Source organism: Rhodococcus sp. P14, assembly GCF_000256505.1.
Lineage (GTDB): Bacteria > Actinomycetota > Actinomycetes > Mycobacteriales > Mycobacteriaceae > Rhodococcus > Rhodococcus ruber.
Genome location: NZ_AJFC01000369.1, coordinates 1 through 26,219 on the forward strand (window position 1 = coordinate 1; position 26,219 = coordinate 26,219).

The following is a 26,219-nucleotide window of genomic DNA, read 5'->3' on the forward strand; positions in this document are numbered from 1 at the left end:
CGGTCAGGTCGAACAGGTCGCCCTCGTCGGCGATGACCCCGGCCTCGAGCAGCGCGGTGGCCGCCTCGTACCCGAGCGCCTCGATGTCGAACGCGCCGCGGCCCGCGACGTGGAAGACCCGCTCGCGCAGCTGCGCCGGGCAGTACCGCTGGTTGGGGCAGCGCAGGTCCACGTCGCCCTCCTTGGCGGGGGCGAGCGGTGTCCCGCACTCGGGGCATTCGGCGGGCATGACGAACTCGCGTTCGGTGCCGTCACGCAGGTCCACGACCGGTCCGAGCACCTCGGGGATGACGTCACCGGCCTTGCGGAGCACCACGGTGTCGCCGATCAGCACCCCCTTGCGTGCGACCTCCGACGCGTTGTGCAACGTGGCGAGGGAGACGGTCGATCCGGCGACCGTGACCGGTTCCATGTAGGCGAACGGGGTGACCCGGCCGGTGCGGCCGACGCTGACGCGGATGTCGAGCAACTTCGTGGTCACCTCCTCCGGCGGGTACTTGTAGGCGATCGCCCACCGGGGCGCGCGCGAGGTGCTGCCGAGCCGCCGCTGCAGGGACACCTCGTCGATCTTGACCACGAGCCCGTCGATCTCGTGTTCGACGTCGTGGCGGTGTTCACCCCAGTACCGCATCCGGGTGAGGACCTCGTCGACGCCGACGACACGGGCGGTGTGCCCGGAGACGGGCAGCCCCCAGGCGGCGAGGGCGGCGTAGGACTGCGACAGCGACACCGGCTCGAATCCCTCGACGTGGCCGAGCCCGTGGCAGATCATCCCGAGGCGCCGTCGCGCGGTCACCGCAGGGTTCTTCTGCCGCAGCGATCCGGCCGCCGTGTTGCGCGGATTGGCGAACGGGGCCTTGCCCTCGGCGACGAGGGCGGCGTTGAGCGCGTGGAAGTCCTCGAGCCGGAAGTACACTTCGCCCCGCACCTCGAGCACGCGGGGAATCGGGAATTCCTCGGTCGCGGTGAGTCTTTCGGGGATGTCGTCGATCGTGAGAGCGTTGAGCGTGACCTCCTCGCCGGTGCGGCCGTCGCCGCGGGTGGCGGCCCGGCGCAGCCGGCCGTCCTCGTACACCAGGCTCAGCGCGACGCCGTCGATCTTCACCTCGCAGAGGTAGTGCAGGTCCGGGCCGGTCTCGGCTTCCACGCGGGAGACCCAGGCCCGCAACTCGTCCTCGGTGAAGACGTTGTCGAGGCTGAGCATCCGTTCGAGGTGGTCGACGGCGGTGAAGTCGGTGGCGAAGCCGCCCCCGACGAGCTGGGTGGGGGAATCGGGGACGCGCAGGTCCGGGTAGTCGTCCTCGAGCTGCTTCAGCGCGCCGAGCAACTGGTCGAAGGCACCGTCGGAGATGATCGGCGCATCGCGCACGTAGTAACGGAACTGGTGCTCGCGCACCTCCTCCGCGAGTTGCTGCCAGCGCTCACGCACGTCGGGCGGAGCTTGGGTGGGCGCGTCCGTCGATTCACTCACGCCGGAAAGACTAGTCGAGCGATACGACGTTCCCGGCCGCTGCGGACCCGAGCGAGTCGGGATCGTCCGTGAACGCGGCGGCGATGTCGCGGGCGAGGCGCAGTGCCCGGCGCGCCCACGCGGGATCGGCGCCGGCCAGGCCGCAACGCGGGGTGACCCCGACCGAACGCAAGGTGGCACGGGGAAAGCCCAGCCGATCGATCAGCGCGGTCGCGGGGCCGGCGAGCTCACGCCAGGTGGGGACGGCGGCGTCGGGCGCGGTGGAGGGGACCAGCCCGAGCAGGAGGGTCGTTCCGGCGTCGATCAGCTCACCGACTCCGTCGAGGTCGGCGGCGGTGAGCTGCGCGACGTCGAGCGCGACGGCGTCGACACCGCTGCGACGCAGCATCCCCGTCGGCACGCCCGGGGCGCAGCAGTGCACCGCGACGGGCCGGCCGATCGCCGCCAGTGCGGTCTCGAGGAGGTGCTGCGCCTCCGGCTCGGGGAGCGCGGGCACCGACTCGAGGGACGTGCGCCCGGTCAGGGTCCCGGCCAGGACGGCGGGCAGCGCGGGCTCGTCCAGCTGGACCACCACGTCGGCGCCGAGGCGACGGGTCAGTTCCGCGGCGTGCCGCGCCAGCCCCTCGCCGAGGGACTCGGCGAGGTCACGCACGGCACCGGCGTCGGTGAGCACGCGCCGGCCGCCGGCCAGCTCGGTGTGCGCGGCGAGGGTGAAGGGTCCGGCCGCCTGCACCTTCAGAGTCCGACCCGGTCCGAGTCCCGCTGTCTCCCAAGCTTCTTCGAGTGCATCAAGGTCTCGGCGCAGCAGATCGCCGGCGCGGGCCGCGACCACGCCGCGACGACCGCCGAGCCGATATCCGGTGGTGGACGTGTCGAGATGCAGGTCGACCAGCAGCGCGCCGGTACGGCCGACGAGATCGGCCCCGAGGCCCCGGGCCGGCAGCTCGACCAGGTGCGGCAGCGCCTCGAGCTCGCCGAGCACGGTCGCCGCCGACTCCCGGGCGTCGACGCCGGGCCACGAGCCGATGCCGGTAGCGACACCGGACCAGGATTCCGCGCTCACCGGGTCGTCGCCGTACCGGTGCCGGCGATGGTGCCGCTGCCGAGGACGACGTCGCCGGCCGCGTCCGGCCGGTACAGCACCACGGCCTGTCCGGTGGCCACGCCGGTGAGGGGTTCGCGCAGGGTCACCTCGAGACCGGTGCCGACGGTCTCGGCGACGGCCGCCGCGACATCGCCGTGGGCGCGCACCTGCACGACGCACTCGAGCGGTCCGGCCGGCGCGGTGCCACTGGACCACACCGCGCGCTCGGCGCGGATCGTCCACACCTTCAGATCCTCCGCGGAGCCCACCTTCACGGTGCCGGTGTCCGGCTCGATCGCGGTGACGTAGCGGGGGCGGCCGTCCGCGCCCGGGCCGGCGATGCCCAGCCCCTTGCGCTGCCCGACCGTGAAACCGTGCACCCCTTCGTGTTCGGCGAGCACTGCGCCGGACCGTGCGTCGACGACCCGGCCGGGACGGACCCCGATGCGAGCGCCGAGGAAGGCGCGGGTGTCACCGGAGGGGATGAAGCAGATGTCGTGGCTGTCGGGCTTGTCCGCCACCGCGAGACCCCGCTCGGCCGCTTCGGCGCGGATCCGTTCCTTGGGGGTGTCCCCGACTGGGAACATCGCACGCGCGAGCTGATCCGCCGTCAGCACGCCGAGCACGTACGACTGGTCCTTGCCGGCGTCGACCGCGCGTCGCAGGACGCCGTCCTCGAGCCGGGCATAGTGGCCGGTGGCGACCGCGTCGAAGCCGAGTGCCACGGCCCGGTCGGCGAGGGCCGCGAACTTGATCTTCTCGTTGCAGCGCAGGCACGGATTCGGGGTGTGGCCGGCGGCGTAGGACTCGACGAAGTCGTCGATGACCTCTTCCTTGAACCGGTCGGCGAAATCCCAGACGTAGAACGGGATTCCGAGCACGTCGGCGGCCCGGCGGGCATCGCCCGCATCCTCCTTCGAGCAGCAGCCCCGCGACCCGGTCCGCAGAGTCCCCGGCGCCGTGGACAGCGCCAGGTGCACGCCGACGACGTCGTGGCCGGCATCGACCGCGCGGGCCGCGGCCACCGCCGAGTCCACGCCACCGCTCATTGCCGCGAGCACCCTCATCGATGTCACCTCTCTCGACTACCGGCGCCGGCCAGTCCGGCGGCCCGCGCCCGTCCCACCACCTGCGGCAGCGCCGCCACGACGGCCTCCACGTCGGCGCGAGTCGACGTGTGGCCCAACGAGAATCGCAACGACCCACGGGCCGTGCGGGGGTCCGCACCCATCGCGACGAGCACGTGGCTGGGCCTGGCCACGCCGGCGGTGCAGGCCGAACCGGTCGAGCACTCGATCCCGGCCGCATCCAGCAGCATGAGCAGCGAATCGCCCTCGCAGCCGGGGAAGGTGAAGTGTGCGTTGCCGGGCAGGCGGTCCGCACCGCGCGGGCCGTTGAGGATCGCGTCCGGTACCACGCCCGTCACGCCGGCGATCAGCTCGTCACGCAGCGCCGTGAGGACGGCGGCGCGTTCGCCGAGTTGGGCCGTCGCCTCGCGCAGCGCCGCGGCCATGCCGGCGATCCCGGCCGTGTCGTGCGTTCCCGACCGGACGTCGCGCTCGTGCCCTCCGCCGTGCGTCAGCGGCACGCACGGCACCTGGCGGCCCAGCAGCAGGGCACCGACCCCCTGGGGACCACCGAACTTGTGCGCGGCGATCGTCATGGCGGCGAGCCCGCTCGCGGCGAAGTCCACCGGCAGATGACCCACCGCCTGCACGGCGTCGCTGTGCATCGGCACCCCGTACTCGGCGGCGACGGCGGCGAGTTCGGCGACGGGCATCACGGTGCCCACCTCGTTGTTGGCCCACATCACCGACACGAGGGCCGTCTCGTCGGAGTGCTCGGCCAGGGCCCGGCGCAGCGCATCCGGCTCGACCCGCCCGTCGGCCTCGACGGGCAGCCAGGTGACCTCGGCATCCTCGTGGGCGACGAGCCATTCGACGGCATCGAGCACCGCGTGATGCTCGACGGCGCTCGCGATCACCCGGCGACGGCGCGGATCGGCGTCGCGGCGCGCCCAGTAGATGCCCTTGACCGCGAGGTTGTCGCCCTCCGTGCCCCCCGAGGTGAAGACGACCTCCGAGGGACGGGCGCCGAGGTCCGCGGCGACGGACTCCCGGGCCTCCTCGACGCGGCGGCGCGCCGCGCGTCCCGACCCGTGCAGGGAGGACGCGTTGCCGACCGTCGCGAAGACCTCCGTCATCGCCGACACGGCCGCGGGCAGCATCGGCGTGGTCGCGGCGTGATCGAGGTAGACGGTCTTCGAGGTGCCGGAGGCTCCGGCGGGGTTCGAGGTCATGACCGGACCAGGATAGCGGGTCGGGCTCCGCGCCCGCCGCCCTCACCGTCCGGCCCGGAGTTCCTCCCGGCCGGCGGTGTCGTGGACGGCGCGGCCGAGCCTGGCGAGTTCGGCTCCGTCGTCGTTCCGCCGCACGGACCGTTCGCACCGCGCGGCGAGGTCGCGGCGATCGGAGCCGGGCCGCTCGAGCGGGGCGAGCACCACTTCCACCACGACGCCCCGGTGCCGCAGCAGCCGCCGCAACGAGGCGCCGATCGTCTCGTCGCCGACGAACGCCGGGCCGGTGGCGATCGTCCCGGCGGCGTCGGCGTACCGGAGCCCGACCGGTTGCACCGGGAGCTGGGCGTCGATCGCGGCCTGGAACAGCGCCGGACGGAATCCGCCGTACGCCCTGCCGCACCACGTGGTGCCCTCCGGGAACGCCGCGACCGTCTCCCCCGCCGCGAGTCGGTCGCGGATTCGTGCGACCACGACGGGTAGCTCGCGCAGGCGTTCGCGCGCGATGGGAATGACCCGCATCCGCCGGGCCAGCGCGCCGAGCAGTCCCCACTCCAGCAGGTCGCTGCGGGCGACGAACCCCGCGGGCGCGACGGCGGTGAGGACGAGCACGTCGGTCCAGGACACGTGCGGGGCGACGACGAGCACGCCCCCGCCCTCCTCGTCCCGGCCCCGCAGGTCGGTCACCGTCAGCCGCAGCCCGGCACACCGCAGCAGCACGTGGGCGAACGCCCGCTGGGCGGCGAGGCGCCCGGGGCGGGGCAGGAGCCGGCCGGCCGTCAGGAACGGGGCGGTCGTCAGCACCGCCACGACGAGCATCCATCGGCCCGCGGCCGTGACGAAATTCACGCGTCCCGCATCGGCCGGGAGGCAGCCCGCGCCGCAGGGACTGGCCGGCATCCAGGCGTGGGCGCGCGTGTTCACGGCCGCCCTCCGGCGGCGTTCACGCCCGTGCTCCCGCGGCCGCCTCGGCGTTCTCGGCGGCGGTCCGCAGCCGGTCGAGGTAGCGCGCGTCGGCACCGGCGAGGCTCTGCAGCGCCACGAAGTCGGCCACGCCGAAGTCGGGGTCGTGGGCGGGCTCGCCACAGATGCGGGCACCGAGCCGCAGATATCCGCGCAGCAGCGGCGGCAGCACCGGCCGGGCGGGCGGGGGGATGTCCTCGAGGGCGCGGCCGTCGACGACGACGGGTTTCCGGGGGAGCACCCGCCGGTCCGCTTCGACCGCGTGCCGGGCCAGCAGCACGTCGCGCACCGCCCGTACGTTGGCGCCGGGCACGTCGGCGGGGTGGGTGCGTATCGGCACCGACACGCACCCCATCACCCAGTTGTGCCCGGTGAGTTGCAGGTAGCGCAGGATCCCGGCCCACATCAGCGACAGGACCGAGCCGGAACGGTGGGCGGGGTCGACGCAGGCGCGTCCCATCTCCACCGCCCGCAGACCGTCGGGATCGAGGGCGGTGAGGTCGAATTCGGTGGCGGTGTAGTAGCCCCCGGCGGCGCGGGCGGCGTCCGGCGGCAGCATCCGGTAGCAGCCCACCACCGCGCCGGTGTGGTTCTCGCGCACCAGCAGGTGGTCGCAGTACTCGTCGAAACGGTCGGCGTCGATGCCCGGCGCCATGCCTGCGGGAAGACGGAACCCGGGTTCTGCGGCGAAGACCCGGTAACGCAGCCGCTGGGCGGCCTCGCGGTGTTCCCGGTCGGCGGACACGAGAAGGGAATAGCGCGGCCCCGACAGCATCGCCTCCGGCCGCGGGTCCCGGGCCGGCGCCAGCAAAGTGGTCATGGCGCAATGTGTATCGAGCCGGTACGTCGCGGCAGGGGCGGCACGGTGTCGCCTCCGTGCACGTCCGGTGAACATGCCCCGGCACGCACGCGGCCCCGCACCCGGACGGGTGCGGGGCCGTGGCAGGACCTCGGGAATCAGCCCTTGTGCTTCTTGATCTCCTCGGTCAGCTGCGGAGCGACGTTGAACAGATCGCCCACGACGCCGTAGTCCGCGATCTCGAAGATCGGGGCCTCTTCGTCCTTGTTGACCGCGACGATCGTCTTCGACGTCTGCATGCCGGCCCGGTGCTGGATGGCGCCGGAGATGCCCAGCGCCACGTACAGCTGCGGCGAGACGGTCTTGCCGGTCTGACCGACCTGGAACTGGCCCGGGTAGTAGCCGGAGTCGACGGCGGCGCGGGAGGCACCGACGGCCGCACCGAGCGAGTCGGCAAGCTCCTCGACGACGGTGAACTTGTCGGCGCTGCCGACGCCGCGGCCGCCGGAGACGACGATCGACGCCTCGGTCAGCTCCGGACGGTCGCCACCCACGATCGGGTTGCGCGCGGTGACCTTGACCGCGTTCTCCTCCTGCGCCGGAACCTCGACGTCCACCCGCTCGGCGGCACCGGCCTGCGGCTGGGCCTCGACGGCACCGGGGCGCACGGAGACGACCGGCACCTCACCGTTGGCCTTGGCGTCGACGGTGTACGCGCCACCGAAGATCGAGTGCACGGCCGAACCGTCGGACTTGACGTCGATGACGTCGCAGAGCAGGCCGGAACCGATGCGTGCGGCGAGGCGGCCCGACACCTCCTTGCCCTCGACGCTGGCGGCGGTGATCACCGCGGCGGGGCTGGCGGACTCCACGAGCGAGGCCAGCACGTCGACCTTCGGGGTCACCAGGTAGCCGTCGATGTCGTCGGACTCGGCGGCGTAGACCTTGGCGGCGCCGGCGGCAGCGAGCGCGTCCTGCAGCTTGTCGGCGGTGCCGGCCGGGCCGGTCACGACCGCGGCGGGCTCACCCAGTGCACGGGCGGCGGTGATCAGCTCGGTGCTGACCTTCTTCAGCGCACCCTCGGCGTGCTCGACGAGCACGAGTACTTCTGCCATTGCTCTTTCTCTCCCTTGGTATGTCTGCTGTGTCGCGTGGGTGCGATCAGATGATCTTCTGGCCGACGAGGTACGCGGCGATCTTGCTGCCGCCGTCACCCTCGTCCGCGACGCGCTCACCAGCGGTACGCGGGGGCTTCGGGCTGACACCGGTGACGGTGCTGCCGGCGTTGGACACGCCGAAGATCTCGGGATCGAGCCCGATGTCGGCGAGAGTGAGGGCCTGAACTTCCTTCTTCTTCGCAGCCATGATGCCCTTGAAGGACGGGAAGCGGGGCTCGTTGATCTTCTCGGTGACCGAGACGATGGCCGGGAGCGTGGCCTCGAGGGTGAAGACACCCTCGTCGGTCTCGCGCTCGCCGCTGACCTTGCCGTCGGCGACGTTGAGCTTGCGCATGTGGGTCAGCTGCGGCAGGCCGAGGTACTCGGCGATGATCGCCGGCACGGCACCCATCCGGCCGTCGGTGGCCTCGTTGCCGGCGATGACCAGGTCGACGCCCTCGATCTGGCCGAGAGCCGCCGCGAGCGCGTACGCGGTCTGGATCGAGTCCGAGCCGTGGATGGCCGGGTCGTTGAGGTGGATTGCCTTGTCGGCACCCATGGACAGCGCCTTGCGGATCGCGTCGGTGGCGCGGTCCGGACCGGCGGTGAGCACGGTGACCTCCCCGCCGTCGCGCTCCTTGATGAGCAGGGCTTCCTCGACGGCGCGCTCGTTGATCTCGTCGAGCACCGCGTCGGCGGCCTCGCGATCGAGCGTGAAGTCGCCGTCGCTGAGCTTGCGCTCGGACCACGTGTCGGGGACCTGCTTGATCAAAACGACGATGTTCGTCATGGGTCTACGTCGACCTCCTGTGTATGACTTCCTTGGATCGGCGAGGCGCAACGCCTTGACCGAGCTCTCGTGCTTCGCACGGGGGTGTGCGATAGATTACCTTACGCTAAGTTACCCGCTGGTAACTTGGATGGGAACCTCGTTCACCATAACCACACGAAGGGAGCCGCACGGCTGTGATCTGGACCACCGACGACGAGGTCGACAAAGGTGGGGCTAATGTCTGGGCGGTGAGCGAATCCACCGTCCCCGCCGGCGACGCCCCTCGACTGCCCCTCACCGGTGAACGCACCGTTCCCGGCATCGCGGAGGAGAACTACTGGTTCCGCCGCCACGAGGTGGTCTACCGCGACCTGCTCCCCCGGTGTGCGGGCCGCACCGTGCTCGAGGCGGGCGCCGGCGAGGGCTACGGCGCCGACATGATCGCGGATGTCGCGACCGCCGTCGTCGGGCTCGACTACGACGAGAGTGCCGTCGCGCACGTGCGTGCCCGGTACCCGCGCGTGGACATGCGGCACGCCAACCTCGTCGAGCTGCCGCTCGCCGACGCGTCCGTGGACGTCGTGGTCAACTTCCAGGTCATCGAGCACCTGTGGGACCAGTCCGGGTTCCTGCGCGAATGCCACCGGGTGCTCCGGGACGGCGGCGAACTGCTCATCAGCACCCCCAACCGCATCACGTTCTCCCCCGGCCGCGACACCCCGCTCAACCCGTTCCACACCCGGGAACTGAACGCCGCCGAACTCAACGAACTCCTCGAGGGAGCCGGCTTCCGCGTCGCGCTCACCACCGGGGTGCACCACGGGCCCGTGCTGCGCGCCCTCGACGCCAAGCACGGCGGCTCCTTCATCGACGCCCAGATCGAGCGCGCTCTCGCCGGCGAGCCCTGGCCCGCGGACCTGACCGCGGACGTCGCCGCGGTGACAGTCGACGACTTCCTTCTCGCGCCCGAGAACATCGACGCCAGTCTCGATCTCGTCGCGATCGCGGTGAAGGATCCGGCGCGGTGACCACTCCCGCCCCCCGGCGGGAACCGGGACTGTTCGCGCTCGTGCTGCACTCGCACCTGCCGTGGCTCGCCCACCACGGTCGCTGGCCGGTCGGCGAGGAATGGCTCTACCAGTCTTGGGCCGCAACGTATCTCCCGGTGACCGATGTTCTGCGCCGGCTCGCCGCCGAGGGCCGCACACACCTGGTCACCCTCGGGGTGACACCCGTGCTGGCCGCGCAGCTCGACGATCCGCACTGCCTGACCGGCATGCACCACTGGCTGGGCAACTGGCAGTTGCGGGCCCACGAGGCCGCGGGCATGCGGGAGCCGTCCTACCGCGCGCTCGGGGCCCGTGAGCACCGGCAGGCGACCGCCGCCCTCGAACAGTTCGAAACCCGTTGGCGCCACGGCGGATCGCCGGTGTTCCGCGAACTCCTCGACGCCGACGCGGTCGAGTTGCTCGGCGGGCCTCTGGCCCACCCGTTCCAGCCGCTGCTCGACCCTCGGCTGCGGGCATTCTCCCTCGCCGAGGGCCTGGCCGACGCGCACGCACGCTGGGCGCACACGCCGCCGGGAATCTGGGCTCCCGAGTGCGCCTTCACCCCCGGCATGGAGACCGGATACGCCGCCGCCGGGGTCGGGCACTTCATGGTGGACGGTCCCGCGCTGCGCGGTGACACGTCTCTCGGGCGGACCGTGTGGGACTCCGACGTCGTCGCCTTCGGCCGGGACCTGCAGGTGTCCTACCGGGTGTGGTCGCCGAAGTCCGGTTATCCGGGCCATGCCGCCTACCGCGACTTCCACACCTACTGCCACGACACCGGGCTCAAGCCCGCCCGGGTCACCGGGCGGACCGTCGCCCCCCAGGACAAGGCACCTTACGACCCCGACCTGGCGTCCGCGGCCGTCGACCGGCACGTGGCCGACTTCGTCGACACGATCCGCCGGCGACTGCGCCGCGAGTCCGAGCGCATCGGGCGCGACGCCCTGGTGGTTGCCGCGTTCGACACCGAACTGTTCGGCCACTGGTGGCACGAGGGCCCCCTGTTCCTGGAACGACTGCTGCGGGCACTGCCGGCGACGGGCATCGAGGTGGGCACCCTGGCCGACGCACGCGACCGCGGGTACGTGGGCGCCCCCGTCGAACTGCCCGACAGCTCGTGGGGATCCGGGAAGGACTGGCGGGTGTGGGCCGGCGAGCAGGTACGCGATCTCGTCCAGCTCGACGAGGAGGTCGTGCGCACCACCCTCGACACCCTCGACAAGGCCCGGGCCGGGTCCCGGGGCCTCGCGCTGCGCAACCGGGTCCACGACCAGATGCTGCGCGAGGCGCTGCTGACGGTGTCGAGCGACTGGGCGTTCATGGTCAGCAAGGACACCGCCGCCGGCTACGCGCGGGACCGGGCCCACAAGCATGCCCACGCGTTGCGGGAGATCGCCGCGGCGGTCGCCGCCGGCCGCGACGAGACGGCGGCGCGGCTGGCCGCCGGCTGGAACCGAGCGGACAATCTGTTTCCCGGGCTCGATGCCCGCCGCCTGCCCGATCGGATGGGAGCCCCGTCGTGAAGGTACTGATCGTCTCCTGGGAGTACCCGCCGGTCGTCGTGGGCGGCCTGGGCCGGCACGTGCACCACCTCGCCACCGAACTCGCCGCCGCCGGGCACGAGGTGGTCGTGCTCTCGCGGCGGCCGTCCGGCACGGATGCCGGTACCCATCCCACGATCGGCCACATCGCCGAGGGGGTGCTCGTCGTGGCCGTCGCCGAGGATCCGCCGCACTTCGAGTTCGGCGAGGACATGCTGCCCTGGACGCTTGCGATGGGCCATGCCATGGTGCGGGCGGGCCTGAATCTGACCAAGGGCGGAATCGGCGACGGCTGGTACCCGGATGTGGTGCACGCGCACGACTGGCTCGTCGCACACCCGGCCGTGGCGCTCGCCGAGTACTTCGACGTGCCGCTCGTGTCCACCCTGCACGCGAGCGAAGCGGGCCGGCACAGCGGCTGGCTGTCGAGCCGCATGAACCGGCAGGTGCACTCGATCGAATGGTGGCTCGCCAACGAGTCCGATCGGCTCATCACGTGTTCGGCCTCGATGAACGAGGAGGTCGTCGCGCTCTACGGACCGGAGCTGCCGCCGGCGACGGTGATCCGCAACGGAATCGACGTCACCGCCTGGTCCTACCGGGAGCGGGCGCCGCGCTCCGGGCCGCCGCAACTGCTGTTCGTCGGCCGGCTCGAGTACGAGAAGGGGGTGCAGGATGCGATCGCCGCCCTGCCCCGGATCCGGCGCACGCACCCCGGAACCACGCTCGTCGTCGCCGGGGAGGGCACCCAGTTCGAGTGGCTGCGCGAGCAGGCGCGTGTGCACCGCGTCGCGCGGTCGGTGACGTTCGTCGGCAACCTCGACCGCACCGAGTTGCTCGGCCGGCTGCACCGCGCCGACGCGATCGTGTTGCCGAGTCGCTACGAGCCGTTCGGGATCATCGCGCTCGAGGCCGCGGCCGCCGGGACACCGCTCGTCGCATCGACCGCGGGCGGCCTCGGGGAGGCGGTGGTCGACGGCGAGACCGGACTCGCGTTCGCCCCCGGTGACGTCGCCGGGCTGGCATCGGCGGTCCGGCGGACCCTCGACGATCCCGCGGCCGCCCAGATGCGGGCGCGGGCGGCGCGCGAGCGTCTCACGGAGGACTTCGACTGGCGGTTGGTGGCCGCCGAGACCGCCCAGGTGTACGCGGAAGCGAAACGACGTGTGCGCCAACCGCTTTCACGGCCGACGATTCCCCAGCGCCCCCTCCCCGACCGGTAGCGCCGGCCCGTCTCACCGGGCCGGCAGCAGCGGGGGTTCGCGGTGCGCCCAGGGGCGGGCCTGTTCGAGCTGACCCGCGAGCGAGAGCAGCAGTCCCTCCGAGCCCAAGGGCCCGAGAAACTGCACGCCCAGCGGCAATCCCGCCGCGGTCCAGTGCAGTGGCACCGAAATCGCCGGGCGCCCGGTGATGTTCGCGAGCTGGGTGTACGGCGTCCGGGCCAGGTTCTCGTCGACGATGCGGTCCATCAACCCCGCCCACCGCGCCGCACGGCCGAGCCGTGCCGTCACGATCAGGCGCGCGGCGCGCTGCAGCGCGGGCGGTGTGGCCAGTTCCCCCACGCGCGCCGGCGGATACGCCAGGGTCGGAGTGAGCAGCAGGTCGTACCGCTCGTGGAACGCGCCGAGCTGCTGCGTGTACCCGTTCCACCGGCGCAGCGACGCAAGATAGTCCGACGGCCGGACGGAGTCGCCGAGCGCGGCGAGGAACCGCGTGTCCGGCTCGAACGCCTCGGGCGCACACCCGGTGCTCCGGCGCGCCTGCCGGACGTCGGCGGCGAGCCAGGCGAACCACATCGTCAGCCAGTCGGTGGACAGCCGTCGCTCGTCGATTCCCGTCGCGGCGGGCTCGACGACGTGGCCCAGCTCGTCGAGCAGCGTCGCGGCGTCTTCGACCGCCGCGACGGCCTCCGGATCGACCCCCGTGCCGATCGGGGACTCCGTCGCGAATCCGATGCGCAGCGCCCGCGGGGGGACGCTCGCCGCGGAGGCATACGACTCCGGCGATACCGCCGGGAGATAGGGTCCGTTCGGGTCGGCGCCGGCCAGCACGTCGAGCATGACCGCCGCGTCGCGCACCGTCCGGGTGACGACTCCGTTGCTGACCGCCCCGTGCCGGTCCTCGTCCACCGCGGGACCGCTCGGCACCAGGCCCCGGCCCGGCTTCAGGCCGACCAGACCGCAACAGGCAGCAGGGATGCGGATCGAGCCGCCACCGTCGTTCGCGCCGGCCGCCGGGACCACGCCGGCGGCGACTGCCGCCGCCGATCCGCCGGAGGACCCACCCGGGGTGTGCGCGGGATTCCACGGATTACGGGTCGGGCCGTTCGCCACGGGCTCGGTGACCCCCTTCGTCCCGAACTCCGGGGTGTTCGTCTTACCGAACACGACGAGTCCCGCACTCAGCCAACGATCGACCACCACCGCGTTGCGCGCGGCGGGCAGGGTCGCCAGGGACCGGCTCCCACTGCCGGTCGGTAACCCGGCGATGTCCTGGAGCAGATCCTTGACCAGGAACGGAACACCCGCGAACGGGCCCTCGAGCGGCTCGTCGGCCCGGCGGCGCGCCTGCCCGTCGAGCCGGCGTACGACGGTGTTCAGCGTCGGTTCCACTGCCTCGAGGCGGGCGAGGGCCGCGTCGAGCAGTTCGCGTGGCGTGACCTCACGACCGGCGACGAGCTCGGCGAGCCCCACGGCGTCGTAGTGGCGGTAGTCGGCGTAGTCCATCGCAGGACCCCTGATCAGGATCCGGGTTCCGCTGCCGGTTCGCGGCCGGCCTTCTTGCGCGCGATGTCCTCGAGCGCGGCGACGTAGGCGGCGCGGTCGGCGGCCCCGGACTCCCAGTCCGTGCGACGGTTCCTGACCACCTTGGCCGGCGCTCCGACCGCGATGCTGTAGTCCGGGATGTCGCCCTTGACCACCGCGTGCGCACCGAGGACGCAGCCGCGTCCGGTGCGGGTGCCGCGCAGTACCGTGACCTTCGTCGCGATCCAGGTGTCGGGTCCGATCCGCACCGGGCCCTTGACGATCCCCTGGTCCTTGATCGGATAGGTGATGTCCTCGGTGCGATGGTCGAAGTCGCAGATGTAACACCAGTCGGCGACGAGCGTCGAGGCGCCGATCTCGATGTCGAGGTAGGTGTTGACGACGTTGTCCTTGCCGAAGACCACCTTGTCTCCGATGCGGAGCGACCCCTCGTGGCAGCGGATGGCGTTGCCGTCGCCGATGTGCACCCACCGCCCGATCTCGAGCCTGGACAGCTCCGGGGTGGAGTGGATCTCGACGTTCTTGCCGAGGAACACCATGCCCCGCAGGACGACGTGCGGGTTCGCGAGCCTGAACTTGGCCAGACGGTAGTACCGCACCAGGTACCACGGCGTGTACGCCTTGTGCGCCAGCACCCATCGCAGCGAGGCGACGGTGAGGAATCGGGCCTGGTCCGGGTCCCGCCGCCGGGAACCGCGCCACCTCGTGCGCAACGGTGCGCCCCACATGCTCGTCATGGTTGCCAGCGTACGGTCCGCCTCGTGCGCGGAGTGCGCCACCCGGCCCGATAGTGTGGCACATCGGGTCATTCGAGCCACGGCGAGGAGATGAGTGATGCGGGCTGCCCTGCGGACGGTGATGCTGACGACCTCGGCGGCATTGGTGCTGACCGGATGCGGCAGCAGCAGCGGCCCGGTCGACGTCTTCGCCGCCGGGGCGTGGCCGGGGCGGTACGCCGACGCCCGCAACAGCAGCACCGCGCAGGCCGACGGGCTGCGCGACGTCGCGCCCGCGTGGTCGCGCCCGCTCGGCGGCGCCGTCACCTCCCCTGCGAGCGTCGCCGCCAACGGGCAGATCTTCGTCACGGGCGCGACCACCGTGGGCTGCAACCTCGTCTCGTTCCAGATCGACACCGGCCGCAAGCGGTGGTGCACCCGCCTTGCGCCGGGGGTCGCCGGGGTGACTCCCGCCGTCGACGGTATGGCCAACATCTACGTCGGCGAAGAGGGCGCGATGGTGTCGTTCAACGAGCACGGCCAGCGGCGCTGGCGCATTCCGGTGAGCGGCACGCCGGGAACCGCACAGTTCACCGGTGACGGAAACCTGTTGTTCGTCACACATTTCGGGCAGGTCAACGTTCTCGACCCACAGACCGGCAAGCACGCGGCGCCGATCTTCGACCTCGTGCCCACGCCCGCGGCGACGGACGGGACGAACGTGCCTCGATTGCCGAACGACCACGGTCTGGTCGCCTGCTTCGGCGGATCGGAGGACTGCCCGGTGGCCACCACCCCGGCGGTCGATCTCGGTACCGGCCGGATTCTGGTGACCCTGTGGCGGCCCGGCGCCGATCGGGCCGCCGTCGTGTCGATGCGCTACACCGGCGGCGACGATGCGCGCGTGGTCGAGGAATGGTCGCAGACGGAACTGCCGGGCGGCGCGGCCACCAGTCCCGTGCTGTCCGCGGACGGCGCAACGGTGTACGTGCACGACGGCGAGGGGGCCCTGTGGGCACTCGACGCCGGGACCGGGGCACCCCGGTGGAGTCACGGCCTCGGGTACGTGGCCTCCGCCGGCCCCGCGGTGTCCGCCGAGGGACTGCTGGTCCTCGCGCCGGGGGGCCGGACCGGGGACCTGGTCGCGCTGCGCGACACCGGCGAGGCCGCCGAAATCGTGTGGCGCCGCGACGACGTGCGCCAGTTGGGGGTGCCGGCCCTGACCGCCGACGGCCTCGGGTACACGGTGGCCCGCGCCGACGACGGGTTGGCCGCGCTCGTGTTCGACGCCGCGAGCGGGGAGACGCTCGACGCGGAAACCCTGCCCGGCGCGGCCGGCTTCTCGGTCGGCACCGCGGTCGGGCCGTCCGGTGAGTTCGTCACGACGACCCTGCCGGGCGAGGTGTACGTGCTCCGCTGACCCGAATCGCCGCGCGCGGCGATTCGGGTCAGCCGGCGATCTGGATGAGATTGCCGCAGGTGTCGTCGAATACGGCGGTGGTGACACCGCCCATCTCGAGGGGCTCCTGGGTGAACCGCACCCCGAGGCCGCGCAGCCGCTCGTACTCGGCGTGCACGTCGTCGACCGCGAACGAGGTGAACGGGATGCCGTCGGCGACGAGGGCCTCCTTGAAGGGGCGGACGGCGGGATGCCCGTCGGGTTCGAGCACCACCTCCGGCCCGTCCGGTTGCTGCGGCGAGACGACGGTGAGCCACCGCGCCTCGCCCAGGGGGACCTCGGTCTTCTTCACGAAGCCCAGGACTTCGGTGTAGAAGGCGAGCGCCTTGTCCTGGTCGTCGACCAACACACTGGTGAGGGTGACCTTCACTGCGACTCCTTTCGCTGCGCGACCGTCCATCGGTCGGCGAGGCCGTGCAGTGGTGCAACGTCCACGTGGTGGAACTTCGATCGCCCCTCGCGGCGGGTCCGGACCAGACCGGCCTCCTCGAGGATTGCCAGGTGCTGCGAGATCGCCTGCCGGGACGAACCCAGGCCGTGCCGCGAGATCAGCCGGGTGCACAGCTCGAACAGCGTCTGGCCGTCCCGCTCGACGAGCTCGTCGAGGATGGCCCGGCGGGTCGGATCCGCCAGCGCTTTGAAGATGTCGACCACACCACCCATGATACGCAAGTGTTTGCTTGCATATCAATGGTCGCACGGGATCGGGCCCGGCACGCTCAGCGACTGGGCTCGCAGACGAATGCCGTCGGGGTGCGGCCGATCCGCGTCAGCACGACGCTCAGCGACCGCGAACCGCGGAGCTTGAGCCGCGGCCGGAGCACCGCCGGATCGACGTCGACCCCCCGCACGAGGATCTCCGCCACCCCGCAGCCCATCGACGAAAGGGTTTGCCGCAGAGACTTTTCCGAGTACTTCAACCGGTCGAGGATGCGAAATCCACGCAGTCCCGCGGGGAGTGCGTCGCCGGTGAGATACGCGATGCGCGGATCGAGTTGCCACAGACCGTGTGCCGCCGCGTAGTGCCGCACCAGTCCCGCACGCACGATCGCCCCGTCCGGATCGACGATCCACTCTCCCGGTTCCCTCTCGGGCAGCTCGTCCGGCTGCGCGTCGGTGATCTCGAACCCGGCACCGTCCGAACGCAACACGCTCGCCCGTCGCCGCACACCCGGCGCCGCGAGACCCGGGGAGTACAGGCACGCCTCACGGACACCCCCGTCGAGCGAGACCACCTCGACCTCCCCCGGCCAGTCCAGCGCATCGAAATCCAGCCCCGGGGCACACTTGACGGCCAGGTCGCGCCCGGCATAGGCGTCGAGCAGGTCGGGCAGTGGCGGCATCAGTGCTGCCGGATCGTGGGTGCGCCGGCCCTCGGAACGACGGGCCGGATCGGCGATCACGGTGGTACCACGGGTGACCGGCCGCAGCGCGTCGGCACGGACCAGCGCCACTCCGGGAACGTTGTGCTCGGCCATCGCGAGACGAACCGGGTCGAGGTCGCTGCCGACCACCATCTCGGCGACCCCGGTCAGGGCCGCGAGTTCCGCCCCGATCGAGCACGTCACGTCGTGGACCCGCCGACCGGAGAGCCGGCGTGCCCGGTGCGCGGCGACGGGCGCCGGCGTCGCCTGTTGCAGAGCGTCGTCGGTCGACAGCCAACCGCCCGCGGCGGGCAGCTTCGCGACCGCCTTGCGGCGCACCAGCACCGTCTCGATCAGCGGAGCGGCCCGGTCGCCGAAACGCGTACGCGCCCAGCCGATGTCGGCCAGGCGCGTGCGCGTGGACAGCTCCCGGGCGGCCACCTCCGCGAGATCGGCCGCCCCCTGCGCCGAACGCAGGTACGCGACGTCGGCGAGGGTGAACGCGTAACCCACCCTACGGCTTCACGCCGGTGATCATGACGTTGTAGAAGAAGCTGCGCGGGACGACGTGCCGGAGGACCTTCTCGTCCACCCAGCTGAGCGTCCGCCACCCACCGAACGCGAAGCGCGCCCAGCCCCAGCCCAGCTTCTCCGCGGGCACCGCGGCCTCGAAGGTGCGGACCGGCCAGCCCAGCAACGCGGCCGCGAACTCCTCGCTGCTGGCCTTCACCTGCACCGCGCCGGCCGAGGCCGCCATCCGTTCCAGGTCCGACGGGTCGAAGGTGTGCAGATCGACGACTGCCTCGAGCGCCGCGGCGCGCGAGGATTCGTCGAGTTCGGCCTGCGGCCGCCGCCACTCCCGCAGGAACGGCAGCTTGGTGACGGTGGTGGTGGCCTCCCACGTGAGCCGGCCGAGCCAGCGCGCGTAGAAGTTTCCGACCGTGCTGGGCTCACCGGCGAACACGAACCGGCCACCCGGCTTCAGCACCCGCAGCACTTCGCGCAACGACTGCTCGACGTCCGGGATGTGGTGCAGCACCGCGTGCCCGACGACGAGGTCGAAGGTGTCGTCGTCGTACGGGATCGTCTCGGCGTCGGCCACCCGGCCGTCCACCTCGAGACCGAGATGTTCGGCGTTGCGCAGCGCCACCTTGACCATGCCGGGCGACAGGTCGGTGACCGAGCCGGTCCGCGCGACTCCGGCCTGCATGAGGTTCAGCAGGAAGAAACCGGTGCCGCAACCGAGTTCGAGGGCCCGCCCGTACGGGAGGGGCTGCTCGCCCGCGGCCGCATCGAAACGGCCCCTCGCGTAGTCGATGCAGCGCTCGTCGTAGGAGATCGACCACTTCTCGTCGTAGGTCTCGGCCTCCCAGTCGTGGTAGAGCACCTGCGCGAGCTTGGTGTCCTGAAGGGCGGCCGCAACCTCCTCGGCAGTGGCGTGCGGGTTCGGCGCGGGGTCGACCCCGTCGGTCCTGCTTGCAGTCATGAAGGGCATCCTACCCATCGGTAAGCTGTGAACAAGTTCCAGTTCCGGGGTGCCTACTCCCCCACGAACTCCGCCTTTCCCGGACCGTTGGCCACGAACGACTCCATGCCGATCGTGCGGTCCTTCGTGGCGAACAGGCCCGCGAAGACGTGCTGCTCGATCTTCAGGCCCGTGTCCAGGTCGGTATCGAGACCCTGATCGATCGCTGCCTTCGCCGCCGCCAGCGCGCGGGTGGCGCCCCGGGTGAACTGCGATGCCCACGTGCGCGCCGCGGCATATACCTCGTCCGGGGCGACGACCTCGTCGACCAGCCCCATCTGCAGAGCCTCGTCTGCCGCGACGAAACGGCCCGTGAACACGAGATCCTTGGCCTTCGACGGGCCGATCAGGCGAGCCAGGCGCTGGGTTCCGCCGCCGCCCGGGATGATGCCGAGCAGGATCTCCGGCACTCCGACCTTCGCGTTGTCGCCGGCGATCCGCCGATCCGCACCCAGCGCGAGCTCGAGACCGCCGCCCAGCGCATAGCCGGTGATCGCAGCGACCGTGGGCTTCGGGATGTCCGCCACCGACCCGAGCGCCGACTGCAGGTCCGCGATGATCTCGCTCATCTGCACGTAGCTCAGCTCCGCCATCTCCTTGATGTCCGCGCCGGCAGCGAACACCTTCTCCCCGCCGTAGACGATCACGGCCTTGACGTCGGAGTTCACGGTCGCCTCGCGAGCAGCGGCCCGGATCTCCTCCTGAACCTGCCGGTTGAGTGCGTTCATCGGCGGCCGGTCGAGCCGGATGGTGCCGATACCGTCGGAGACCTCGAGCGTCACGAATTCAGCCATGAGGCACAGGCTAGTTGGCACCCCGGGCGGCCCACGGATGCGGCCCCGCCTCGTAGTAGCCGTCCTGCTCGGGGAACTCCACCCGAAGCTCCTCGTCTCCCGTGATCAGGGTCGGCAGAATCGGCGTGATCTGCGGCTCCGCAGCGAGGATCTCCGCGACCGAACCGAACCGCGACAATGCCGTCAACTGGCTCCAGGTCGGGGGCAGCAGCACACTTCCACCCTCCTGCCAGTGCGCGATCGCCTCCTGTGGAGTCTGCCACCGCACCGCGTCGGCCTCGCTCGTGTCACCGTCGGCAATCTGCCCCTCCGGGGCCGCCGCCACGAAGAACCTGGTGTCGTAACGACGGCCCTCCCCGACCGGCGTGATCCAGTTCGACCACGGCCGCAGCAGGTCCGCCCGCAGCACCAGACCCTCGCGCTCGAGGAACTCACCGAAGGTGAACTCCCGGGCCTCGAGCTGCCTGCGTGCCGGAGCGAACGCGGTCGTGTCCGCCACCACGGTGTCCGGCGTCGGCCCGGCGAGAAGGACACCGCACTCCTCGAACGTCTCGCGCACCGCCGCGAGAACGAGCGCCTGCGCCAGGTTCTCGGATGTGCCGAACCGCTCCGACCACCACTGCACGGGCGGGCCGGCCCACGCCACCGCTGCAGCGCTGTCCGACGGATCGACGCCGCCTCCGGGGAACACCGTCATCCCGCCCGCGAACGCCATGCCGCGCACGCGCTGCAGCAGGAACACCTCGACGCCACGGTCGCCGTCCCGGACGAGGATCACCGTCGAGGCATCCTTGAGCGGCACCGCCGCCGCGAGTTCTCCCGAACGTTCGATAGCCATACGCACAAGTTACGGCATGACGTGACCCACGACTCATCCACCTGCCGGCGCCACCCCACGACGCGCGGCCGTGCTTTCGGCCGCGGCTCCGCCCCGCTACGCGCGGCTGTGCCGCCTGGCCACGGCTCCGCCCCGCTACGCGCGGCTGTGCCGCCTGGCCACGGCTCCGCCCCGCTACCCGCGGCGGTGCCGCCTGGCCCCGGCTCCGCTCCGCTACGCGCGGCGGTGCCGCCCGGGCTGGTACCTGCGGCGGGCGAAGAACCGGCCGTCCACCTTGTCCAGGGCGATCGCCTGACTGAACGCCTCGCTGAGGTTCTCGCCCGTGATCACGTCGTCGAGAAGGCCCTGCGCGACCACCTGCCCCTCCTTGAGGAGCATCGCGTGGGTGAAGCCCGGCGGGATCTCCTCCACGTGATGGGTGATCAGCACAATGGCCGGAGCGTCCGGATCGGCCGCCAGTACTCCGAGCCGAGCCACGAGTTCCTCACGCCCCCCGAGATCCAGGCCGGCCGCAGGCTCGTCGAGCAACAGCAGTTCCGGGTCTGTCATCAACGCGCGGGCAATGAGGACACGCTTGCGCTCCCCCTCGGAGAGGGTGCCGTAGGTGCGGTCGGCCAGATGCTCGGCGCCGAGGCTCTCGAGCATCTCCACGGCACGCGCACTGTCCACCTCGTCGTACCGCTCGCGCCAGCGCCCGAGTACGCCGTACCCCGCGGAGATCACCAGGTCCACGACCTTCTCGTCGGACGGGACACGGTTCGCCAGCGCCGACGACGACATCCCGATCCGCGGTCGCAGCTCGGACAGGTCGGTCTTCCCGAACGTCTCCGCCAGCACGTGCGCCGTCCCCGATGTGGGGAACGTCTCAGCCGCAGCGATCCTCAGCAGCGACGTCTTGCCCGCTCCGTTCGGCCCGAGGATCACCCAACGTTCGTCGAGTTCCACCTTCCAGGACACGGGACCGACGAGGACGTTGCCGCCCCGCCGTACGAGCACGTCGTCGAATTCGATGAGCAGATCGGGATCAGGTTTGGCCACGCCGACCATCTTTGCGTACGCGCGAGCCCGGTTCACGGCAGGATCACTTCCGTGTCGTACCCCTCGCCCCCTCCGCACCCTTCACCGGTACCCGGCGAGCCGCCGGCGGGTCCTGCCGTCGCCCGGTCCGGCGCCGGTCCTTTTCCTCTGGGCGCCTTCCCCGGCGACGACGGGACCCGGTTCGCGGTGCACGCACCCCACGGCAGCCGCGTCCAGCTCTGCCTGATCGACGACACGGGTCGCGAGGACCGCATCGACCTGCCGGACAAGACGTACGGCGTCTGGCACGGTGAGGTGCCGGGAGTCCGCCCGGGCCAGCGCTACGGATATCGCGTGCACGGCGCGTGGCAGCCCCGGACCGGGCTCCGCGCCAACCCGCACAAGCTGCTGCTCGACCCGTGGGGTCGGCAGCTGACCGGCGACATCGGCGACATGAGCCGCCTCCTCGGCTACGAACGCACCCCGTTCGGTGAGGCGTCGACCGTGGACTCGCTGGGCCACACACCGCTGTCGGTGGTGACCGACACCCCCGCCGGGTCCCGGCACCACCGGCCGGGCACGCCGTGGGAGCAGACGGTGATCTACGAACTGCACGTCGGCTCCTACACCGCCCGCCATCCCGACGTCCCCGAACAGTGGCGTGGCACCTATCTGGGGCTGACGGCGCCCGCCGTCCTCGACCACCTGGTCGGCCTCGGTGTCACCGCCGTCGAACTGCTGCCCGTGCACGCCTTCCTCACCGAGCCACCAGTACGGGTCCGCGGCATGCGCAACCACTGGGGTTACTCCACCGCGTCGTACTTCGCACCGCACCCCGGCTACGCGACCACTCCCGGCAACGAGATCGCGGAGTTCCGGACGATGGTCGACACGCTGCACGAGGCGGGACTGGAAGTGATCCTCGACGTGGTCTACAACCACACCTGCGAATGGTCGGTGGACGGCCCGCACGTGTCCTGGCGGGGCTTCGACGCACCCGGCTACTACCTCCTCGATGCCACCGGCCACGACATCGATCTGACGGGCTGCGGCAACACCGTCGACGGCAGTTCCCCGGTGGCGGTGCGGATGATCTGCGACAGCCTGCGGTACTGGGCGACGGAAATGGGCGTGGACGGCTTCCGGTTCGACCTCGCCAGTGCACTGGCCCGCCCTCGGGGCGGCGACTTCGACGCGCGCGCGGCAGTGTTCACCGCGATCACCACCGACCCTGTCCTCACCCGGCTCAAGCTGATCGCCGAACCCTGGGACGCGACCCTGCCCGGCTACCAGCTCGGCAACATCGGTCCCCAGTGGTCGGAGTGGAACGACCGCTACCGCGACTCGGTACGGCGCTTCTGGGCACGCGGGGCGGGAATTCGGGAGGTCGCCTCCCGGCTCGCGGGCTCGGAGGACCTCTACGGCCGGCACACCCGCCGACCGTGGATGTCGATCAACTTCGTCACGGCGCACGACGGCTTCACGATGTCCGACCTCGTCAGCTATCGCCGCAAGCACAACGAGGCCAACGGCGAGCAGGGCCGTGACGGGAGTGACAACAACGAATCCGTCGACCACGGCGTCGAAGGACCCACGGACGACCCCCTCGTCGTGGCTGCTCGCGCCCGGCACGTGCGTGCGCTCCTCGCGACTCTGCTGCTGTCGACCGGTACCCCGATGCTGCTCGCCGGGGACGAGTTCGGGCACTCCCAGGGTGGCAACAACAATGCCTACTGTGTGCCTGCCGACGTCCCGGTCCGCGACGCCTGGCCCCTCGACTGGGAGCACGCGGACCGGGACCTGGTGGAGTTCGTGCGGCAGGCGCTGCGTCTGCGCAAGGTGGTCCCGGTGCTGCGGCAGGGCCGCTTCTTCGACGGTCGGGCCCGTCAGGTCGGTTACCCCGATCTGGTGTGGTTCGGCGCGGACGGGCGAGAACTGCAGGACGCGGACTGGCTCGACGAAGACCGGCGGACGCTGCAGGCGTGGGTGGACGGCTCGCAGCTGGGCACGGTCACCCGCGCGGGCGTTCCGCTGGCGGACAGCAGCGGTCTGCTCGTGCTCCACGCGGGCGGACCCGCCGCCGTCACACTCGGCCGGGCCGAGTGGTATCGCGGCGATATGGTGTGTGTCTTCGACTCGAGCTCCGTCGACGGCGAACCGGCGGACCTCACACCGCTGCCCGCCGGCACGACGCTGCCCCTGACGGGGCCGACCCTGCTCGTGTTCCGGATCACGAAGTGATCAGCCCGGGACGGCGATCACCGTCACCGACCCCGGAGCCACTTCGGTGAATCCGGCGTCGCGCACCGCCACGGCCGTGCCGTCCGCGACCCGCTTCGTCAGGTGCCGCCACCGGACGGGGTCGGCATCACGCACGGCACACACGAAACCGGATTCGGCCCAGGCGCCGGCATGCTCGGCGTCGAGGGCGCCGGCGAACAGCATCGCGGCGTGGCCGACCTGCGCCGCGGCCTTCCCGACCGTCATGTCGAGCGCGGCATCGATCCACAGCACCGGAACGCCGGCGGGCGGATCGTCCGGAGTGTCGTGTGGCAGGTCCGTGCCCCCGATCTGCAACCGCGAGATGCGCGGATCCAGGTGTCCCACGGGTCCGGGGACCAGCGCCCGGGCCTGCGCACCGCGGTGTTCGACGGTGATTCCGTCGACCTCCTGCGCGGCGCGCCACTGAGCGCCGCGGGCGCGGCGGCTGACCTTGCGGATTCGCGCGTCGGTCCACGCGAGATAGGGCTCGCGCCACGGTCCCGGTTCGCCTTCCGGTCCGGTCCCGACGCGCGGATCCAGGCACAACGCGACCGTCGCCATCGCAGCGGCCTCGAGGAGTGCGCTGCGGGCAGGCGGGTCCTGCTTGGGGATGTGCAGCACGATCGGCATCGCGAGCACCGCCCCCGGGTCGTCCGGGTCGGGTCGATGCCCGTAGCCCCGGGCGAGGACACCGTGGCGAGCCACGAAATCGGCACCGTGGCGAGCCACGACATCGGCACCGGGGCGAGCCACGAAATCGGCACCGTGGCGAGCCACGAAATCGGCACCGTGGCGAGCCACGACATCGGCACCGTGCGGTGCGGTGGTTTCAGGCACCGGTGTCGAGGGGCACGCGGCGCAGGGTGCCGTCGACCCGGTCGGCGGCCTCGACCTCGTCGCGGGTGACGCCGAGGACGAACAGCACCGCGTCCAGGTACGGGTGGGACAGAGCCGTGTCTGCGACCTCACGCAGCGCCGGCTTGGCGTTGAACGCGATGCCGAGTCCGGCCGCTCCGAGCATGTCGATGTCGTTGGCGCCGTCGCCGACGGCGACGGTCTGCTCGATCGGCACGCCGGCCTCGGCGGCGAACTCCCGCAGGGCGCGCGCCTTGGCGGCCCGGTCCACCACCTCACCGACGACGCGGCCGGTGAGCTTGCCGTCGACGATCTCGAGGGTGTTGGCCCGGACGAAATCCAGTTCGAGTTCGTGGGCGAGACCGTCGATGACCTGGCGGAAGCCCCCGGAGACGACGCCGCAGCGGAACCCGAGACGCCGCAGTGTGCGGATGGTGGTCCGGGCACCGGGGGTGAGTTCGAGGTTCTCGGCGACCTCGTCGATGACCGATGCGGGCAAGCCGGCAAGGGTGGCGACCCGCTGGTTCAGCGACTCGGTGAAGTCGATCTCGCCGCGCATGGCTGCCTCGGTGACAGCGCGGACCTTGTCCTCCACGCCGGCGTGTGCGGCAAGCATCTCGATCACCTCGCCCTGGACGAGGGTGGAGTCGACATCGAACACGATCAGCCGCTTCGAGCGACGGGCGAGACCGGCGCGTTCCACGGCGATGTCGACCTCGAGGCCGGCGGCCAGCTCGGCCAGCCCGGCCCGCAGTCGGGCGTCGGCCTCGGAACCGGGGTCGGCGGCGGTGACCATGAGTTCGAGTCCGGTCACCGGGTAGTCGGCGATTCCCCGGATGGAGTCGATGTTGGCGCCCTGCCGTGCAAGTTCGCGGCCCACCGAGCGCAGGGCCCGGGCGCTGACGGGGCTGCCGAGGACCACGAGGGCGTGTGTGGACACGGACGAGCCGATACCCGGCTCGACACCGGTCTGGACCTGGGCGTGCATGCCGATGGTCGCCATGGCGGCCTCGATCTCGTCCTGCAGCGCGTCGGGATCTGCGGGGCAGGAGACGAGCACCCCGAGGGTGAGCCGGCCGCGGATCACGACCTGCTCGACGTCGAGCAGATCGACGTCGTGCCGGGTGAGCGCCGCGAAGAGCACCGAGGTCACGCCGGGATGGTCCGGCCCCGTCACAGTCACCAGCATCGCGGTGTCAGACGCCACCTACGTCTCCGATCCTTCGTCAGTCGCGGCACTTGCCCACTCATTGTGGCAGGTGAACGGGGTGCCGAGTGAGCAGGGGTCCCCTCGGCAGAACGCGCGAGGCCCCGCCCGTCGGGGACGGGCGGGGCCTCGGGAGGCGTCGATCCGGGGTACGGATCAGCGGTCGGCGGGGGTCCTTTCGGCACCCTCGCTCAGCGCCACATGGTTGTGCTTGTTGCTGCCCGGGCCGACATGGGCCTCGGCACGCATGCGGTCCACCATGTGCGGGTAGTGCAGCTCGAA

24 protein-coding genes are annotated in these 26,219 nt (G+C 71.6%); 5 read left to right on the forward strand and 19 right to left on the reverse strand.

Going from position 1 to position 26,219, the window contains the following annotated elements:
• The 8 genes from ligA to OEY_RS0125650 form a co-directional block, all read right to left on the reverse strand.
• On the reverse strand, positions 1 to 1,471 hold a 1,471-nt coding region (gene ligA / locus OEY_RS0125615; RefSeq protein WP_029540233.1), incomplete at its 3' end, for an NAD-dependent DNA ligase LigA.
• Between the two features lie 10 nt (positions 1,472 to 1,481).
• On the reverse strand, positions 1,482 to 2,534 hold the full coding sequence (locus tag OEY_RS0125620; protein WP_010596589.1) for a methionine synthase: 1,053 nt from the start codon (positions 2,532 to 2,534) through the stop codon (positions 1,482 to 1,484).
• Positions 2,531 to 3,622: a tRNA 2-thiouridine(34) synthase MnmA gene (gene mnmA / locus OEY_RS0125625; RefSeq protein WP_010596590.1), complete on the reverse strand. Its 1,092-nt coding sequence runs from the start codon at positions 3,620 to 3,622 to the stop codon at positions 2,531 to 2,533. Before mnmA ends, OEY_RS0125620 begins: the two co-directional genes overlap by 4 nt.
• Before the next feature lie 5 nt (positions 3,623 to 3,627).
• Positions 3,628 to 4,854, reverse strand: a complete 1,227-nt coding sequence (locus tag OEY_RS0125630; RefSeq protein ID WP_010596591.1) for a cysteine desulfurase family protein — start codon at positions 4,852 to 4,854, stop codon at positions 3,628 to 3,630.
• Positions 4,855 to 4,896: 42 nt separating this feature from the next.
• Entirely contained in the window at positions 4,897 to 5,751 is an 855-nt protein-coding gene (locus OEY_RS0125635; RefSeq protein WP_237713794.1) for a lysophospholipid acyltransferase family protein, read from the reverse strand.
• 43 nt (positions 5,752 to 5,794) lie between these two features.
• Positions 5,795 to 6,634 carry a GNAT family N-acetyltransferase gene (locus OEY_RS0125640; RefSeq protein ID WP_010596593.1) on the reverse strand — a complete coding sequence of 280 codons (840 nt, stop codon included), beginning with the start codon at positions 6,632 to 6,634 and terminating at the stop codon, positions 5,795 to 5,797.
• Positions 6,635 to 6,771: 137 nt separating this feature from the next.
• Positions 6,772 to 7,728: an electron transfer flavoprotein subunit alpha/FixB family protein gene (locus OEY_RS0125645; protein WP_010596594.1), complete on the reverse strand. Its 957-nt coding sequence runs from the start codon at positions 7,726 to 7,728 to the stop codon at positions 6,772 to 6,774.
• A gap of 46 nt (positions 7,729 to 7,774) precedes the next feature.
• Positions 7,775 to 8,560 (reverse strand): electron transfer flavoprotein subunit beta/FixA family protein, encoded by a 786-nt coding sequence (locus OEY_RS0125650; protein WP_010596595.1) that lies wholly within the window; start codon positions 8,558 to 8,560, stop codon positions 7,775 to 7,777.
• A 230-nt stretch (positions 8,561 to 8,790) separates the two neighbouring features.
• Between OEY_RS0125650 and OEY_RS0125655 the strand changes: the two genes are divergently transcribed.
• From OEY_RS0125655 to OEY_RS0125665, 3 genes are read left to right on the forward strand one after another with little or no spacing between them, the layout of a single operon-like run.
• The gene (locus OEY_RS0125655; RefSeq protein ID WP_228287200.1) at positions 8,791 to 9,570 is read left to right on the forward strand and encodes a class I SAM-dependent methyltransferase; all 780 of its coding nucleotides are present in this window, start codon (positions 8,791 to 8,793) and stop codon (positions 9,568 to 9,570) included.
• On the forward strand, positions 9,567 to 11,117 hold the full coding sequence (locus OEY_RS0125660; RefSeq protein WP_010596597.1) for a 1,4-alpha-glucan branching protein domain-containing protein: 1,551 nt from the start codon (positions 9,567 to 9,569) through the stop codon (positions 11,115 to 11,117). The genes OEY_RS0125655 and OEY_RS0125660 overlap by 4 nt, the downstream gene beginning before the upstream one ends.
• A complete protein-coding gene (locus OEY_RS0125665; RefSeq protein ID WP_010596598.1) occupies positions 11,114 to 12,358 on the forward strand; it encodes a glycosyltransferase family 4 protein in 1,245 nt (414 codons plus the stop codon). The genes OEY_RS0125660 and OEY_RS0125665 overlap by 4 nt, the downstream gene beginning before the upstream one ends.
• A gap of 12 nt (positions 12,359 to 12,370) precedes the next feature.
• Here OEY_RS0125665 and OEY_RS0125670 read toward each other — a convergent pair whose 3' ends face one another.
• Positions 12,371 to 13,861 carry an amidase gene (locus OEY_RS0125670; RefSeq protein WP_010596599.1) on the reverse strand — a complete coding sequence of 497 codons (1,491 nt, stop codon included), beginning with the start codon at positions 13,859 to 13,861 and terminating at the stop codon, positions 12,371 to 12,373.
• A gap of 14 nt (positions 13,862 to 13,875) precedes the next feature.
• A complete protein-coding gene (locus tag OEY_RS0125675; RefSeq protein WP_010596600.1) occupies positions 13,876 to 14,637 on the reverse strand; it encodes an acyltransferase in 762 nt (253 codons plus the stop codon).
• 97 nt (positions 14,638 to 14,734) lie between these two features.
• Between OEY_RS0125675 and OEY_RS0125680 the strand changes: the two genes are divergently transcribed.
• Positions 14,735 to 16,036, forward strand: a complete 1,302-nt coding sequence (locus OEY_RS0125680; RefSeq protein WP_010596601.1) for an outer membrane protein assembly factor BamB family protein — start codon at positions 14,735 to 14,737, stop codon at positions 16,034 to 16,036.
• 28 nt (positions 16,037 to 16,064) lie between these two features.
• On the opposite strand, the gene OEY_RS0125685 is transcribed toward OEY_RS0125680, so the two are convergent.
• The 7 genes from OEY_RS0125685 to OEY_RS0125715 all read right to left on the reverse strand — a co-directional run bounded on the left by OEY_RS0125685 (position 16,065) and on the right by OEY_RS0125715 (position 21,643).
• Positions 16,065 to 16,445: a VOC family protein gene (locus tag OEY_RS0125685; RefSeq protein ID WP_010596602.1), complete on the reverse strand. Its 381-nt coding sequence runs from the start codon at positions 16,443 to 16,445 to the stop codon at positions 16,065 to 16,067.
• Positions 16,442 to 16,738 carry an ArsR/SmtB family transcription factor gene (locus tag OEY_RS0125690; protein WP_010596603.1) on the reverse strand — a complete coding sequence of 99 codons (297 nt, stop codon included), beginning with the start codon at positions 16,736 to 16,738 and terminating at the stop codon, positions 16,442 to 16,444. The genes OEY_RS0125685 and OEY_RS0125690 overlap by 4 nt, the downstream gene beginning before the upstream one ends.
• 56 nt (positions 16,739 to 16,794) lie before the next feature.
• On the reverse strand, positions 16,795 to 17,952 hold the full coding sequence (locus tag OEY_RS0125695) for a THUMP-like domain-containing protein (protein WP_010596604.1): 1,158 nt from the start codon (positions 17,950 to 17,952) through the stop codon (positions 16,795 to 16,797).
• 1 nt (position 17,953) lies between these two features.
• On the reverse strand, positions 17,954 to 18,925 hold the full coding sequence (locus OEY_RS0125700) for a class I SAM-dependent methyltransferase (RefSeq protein WP_010596605.1): 972 nt from the start codon (positions 18,923 to 18,925) through the stop codon (positions 17,954 to 17,956).
• Positions 18,926 to 18,978: 53 nt separating this feature from the next.
• Positions 18,979 to 19,758: an enoyl-CoA hydratase/isomerase family protein gene (locus OEY_RS0125705; protein WP_010596606.1), complete on the reverse strand. Its 780-nt coding sequence runs from the start codon at positions 19,756 to 19,758 to the stop codon at positions 18,979 to 18,981.
• Positions 19,759 to 19,768: 10 nt separating this feature from the next.
• Positions 19,769 to 20,596 (reverse strand): NUDIX hydrolase, encoded by an 828-nt coding sequence (locus OEY_RS0125710; RefSeq protein ID WP_010596607.1) that lies wholly within the window; start codon positions 20,594 to 20,596, stop codon positions 19,769 to 19,771.
• A gap of 213 nt (positions 20,597 to 20,809) precedes the next feature.
• Entirely contained in the window at positions 20,810 to 21,643 is an 834-nt protein-coding gene (locus tag OEY_RS0125715) for an ABC transporter ATP-binding protein (RefSeq protein WP_026137783.1), read from the reverse strand.
• Positions 21,644 to 21,685: 42 nt separating this feature from the next.
• Here OEY_RS0125715 and glgX point away from each other — a divergent pair, with 42 nt between their 5' ends.
• The gene (gene glgX, locus OEY_RS0125720; RefSeq protein WP_372462581.1) at positions 21,686 to 23,854 is read left to right on the forward strand and encodes a glycogen debranching protein GlgX; all 2,169 of its coding nucleotides are present in this window, start codon (positions 21,686 to 21,688) and stop codon (positions 23,852 to 23,854) included.
• On the opposite strand, the gene OEY_RS0125725 is transcribed toward glgX, so the two are convergent.
• Together OEY_RS0125725 and serB are read right to left on the reverse strand one after the other, a co-directional pair.
• A complete protein-coding gene (locus OEY_RS0125725; protein WP_051009418.1) occupies positions 23,855 to 24,628 on the reverse strand; it encodes a peptidyl-tRNA hydrolase in 774 nt (257 codons plus the stop codon).
• A 76-nt stretch (positions 24,629 to 24,704) separates the two neighbouring features.
• Positions 24,705 to 25,919, reverse strand: a complete 1,215-nt coding sequence (gene serB / locus OEY_RS0125730) for a phosphoserine phosphatase SerB (RefSeq protein ID WP_017680837.1) — start codon at positions 25,917 to 25,919, stop codon at positions 24,705 to 24,707.
• Positions 25,920 to 26,219 lie beyond the last annotated feature (300 nt).

Coding starts and splice junctions, on each gene's coding strand:
- mnmA (WP_010596590.1), bottom strand. CDS start 3,622: ATGAGGGTGCTCGCGGCAATGAGCGGTGGCGTGGACTCGGCGGTGGCC.
- OEY_RS0125630 (WP_010596591.1), bottom strand. CDS start 4,854: ATGACCTCGAACCCCGCCGGAGCCTCCGGCACCTCGAAGACCGTCTAC.
- OEY_RS0125635 (WP_237713794.1), bottom strand. CDS start 5,751: ATGCCGGCCAGTCCCTGCGGCGCGGGCTGCCTCCCGGCCGATGCGGGA.
- OEY_RS0125640 (WP_010596593.1), bottom strand. CDS start 6,634: ATGACCACTTTGCTGGCGCCGGCCCGGGACCCGCGGCCGGAGGCGATG.
- OEY_RS0125645 (WP_010596594.1), bottom strand. CDS start 7,728: ATGGCAGAAGTACTCGTGCTCGTCGAGCACGCCGAGGGTGCGCTGAAG.
- OEY_RS0125650 (WP_010596595.1), bottom strand. CDS start 8,560: ATGACGAACATCGTCGTTTTGATCAAGCAGGTCCCCGACACGTGGTCC.
- OEY_RS0125670 (WP_010596599.1), bottom strand. CDS start 13,861: ATGGACTACGCCGACTACCGCCACTACGACGCCGTGGGGCTCGCCGAG.
- OEY_RS0125675 (WP_010596600.1), bottom strand. CDS start 14,637: ATGACGAGCATGTGGGGCGCACCGTTGCGCACGAGGTGGCGCGGTTCC.
- OEY_RS0125680 (WP_010596601.1), top strand. CDS start 14,735: ATGCGGGCTGCCCTGCGGACGGTGATGCTGACGACCTCGGCGGCATTG.
- OEY_RS0125690 (WP_010596603.1), bottom strand. CDS start 16,738: ATGGGTGGTGTGGTCGACATCTTCAAAGCGCTGGCGGATCCGACCCGC.
- OEY_RS0125700 (WP_010596605.1), bottom strand. CDS start 18,925: ATGACTGCAAGCAGGACCGACGGGGTCGACCCCGCGCCGAACCCGCAC.
- OEY_RS0125705 (WP_010596606.1), bottom strand. CDS start 19,758: ATGGCTGAATTCGTGACGCTCGAGGTCTCCGACGGTATCGGCACCATC.
- OEY_RS0125710 (WP_010596607.1), bottom strand. CDS start 20,596: ATGGCTATCGAACGTTCGGGAGAACTCGCGGCGGCGGTGCCGCTCAAG.
- OEY_RS0125715 (WP_026137783.1), bottom strand. CDS start 21,643: ATGGTCGGCGTGGCCAAACCTGATCCCGATCTGCTCATCGAATTCGAC.
- serB (WP_017680837.1), bottom strand. CDS start 25,919: ATGCTGGTGACTGTGACGGGGCCGGACCATCCCGGCGTGACCTCGGTG.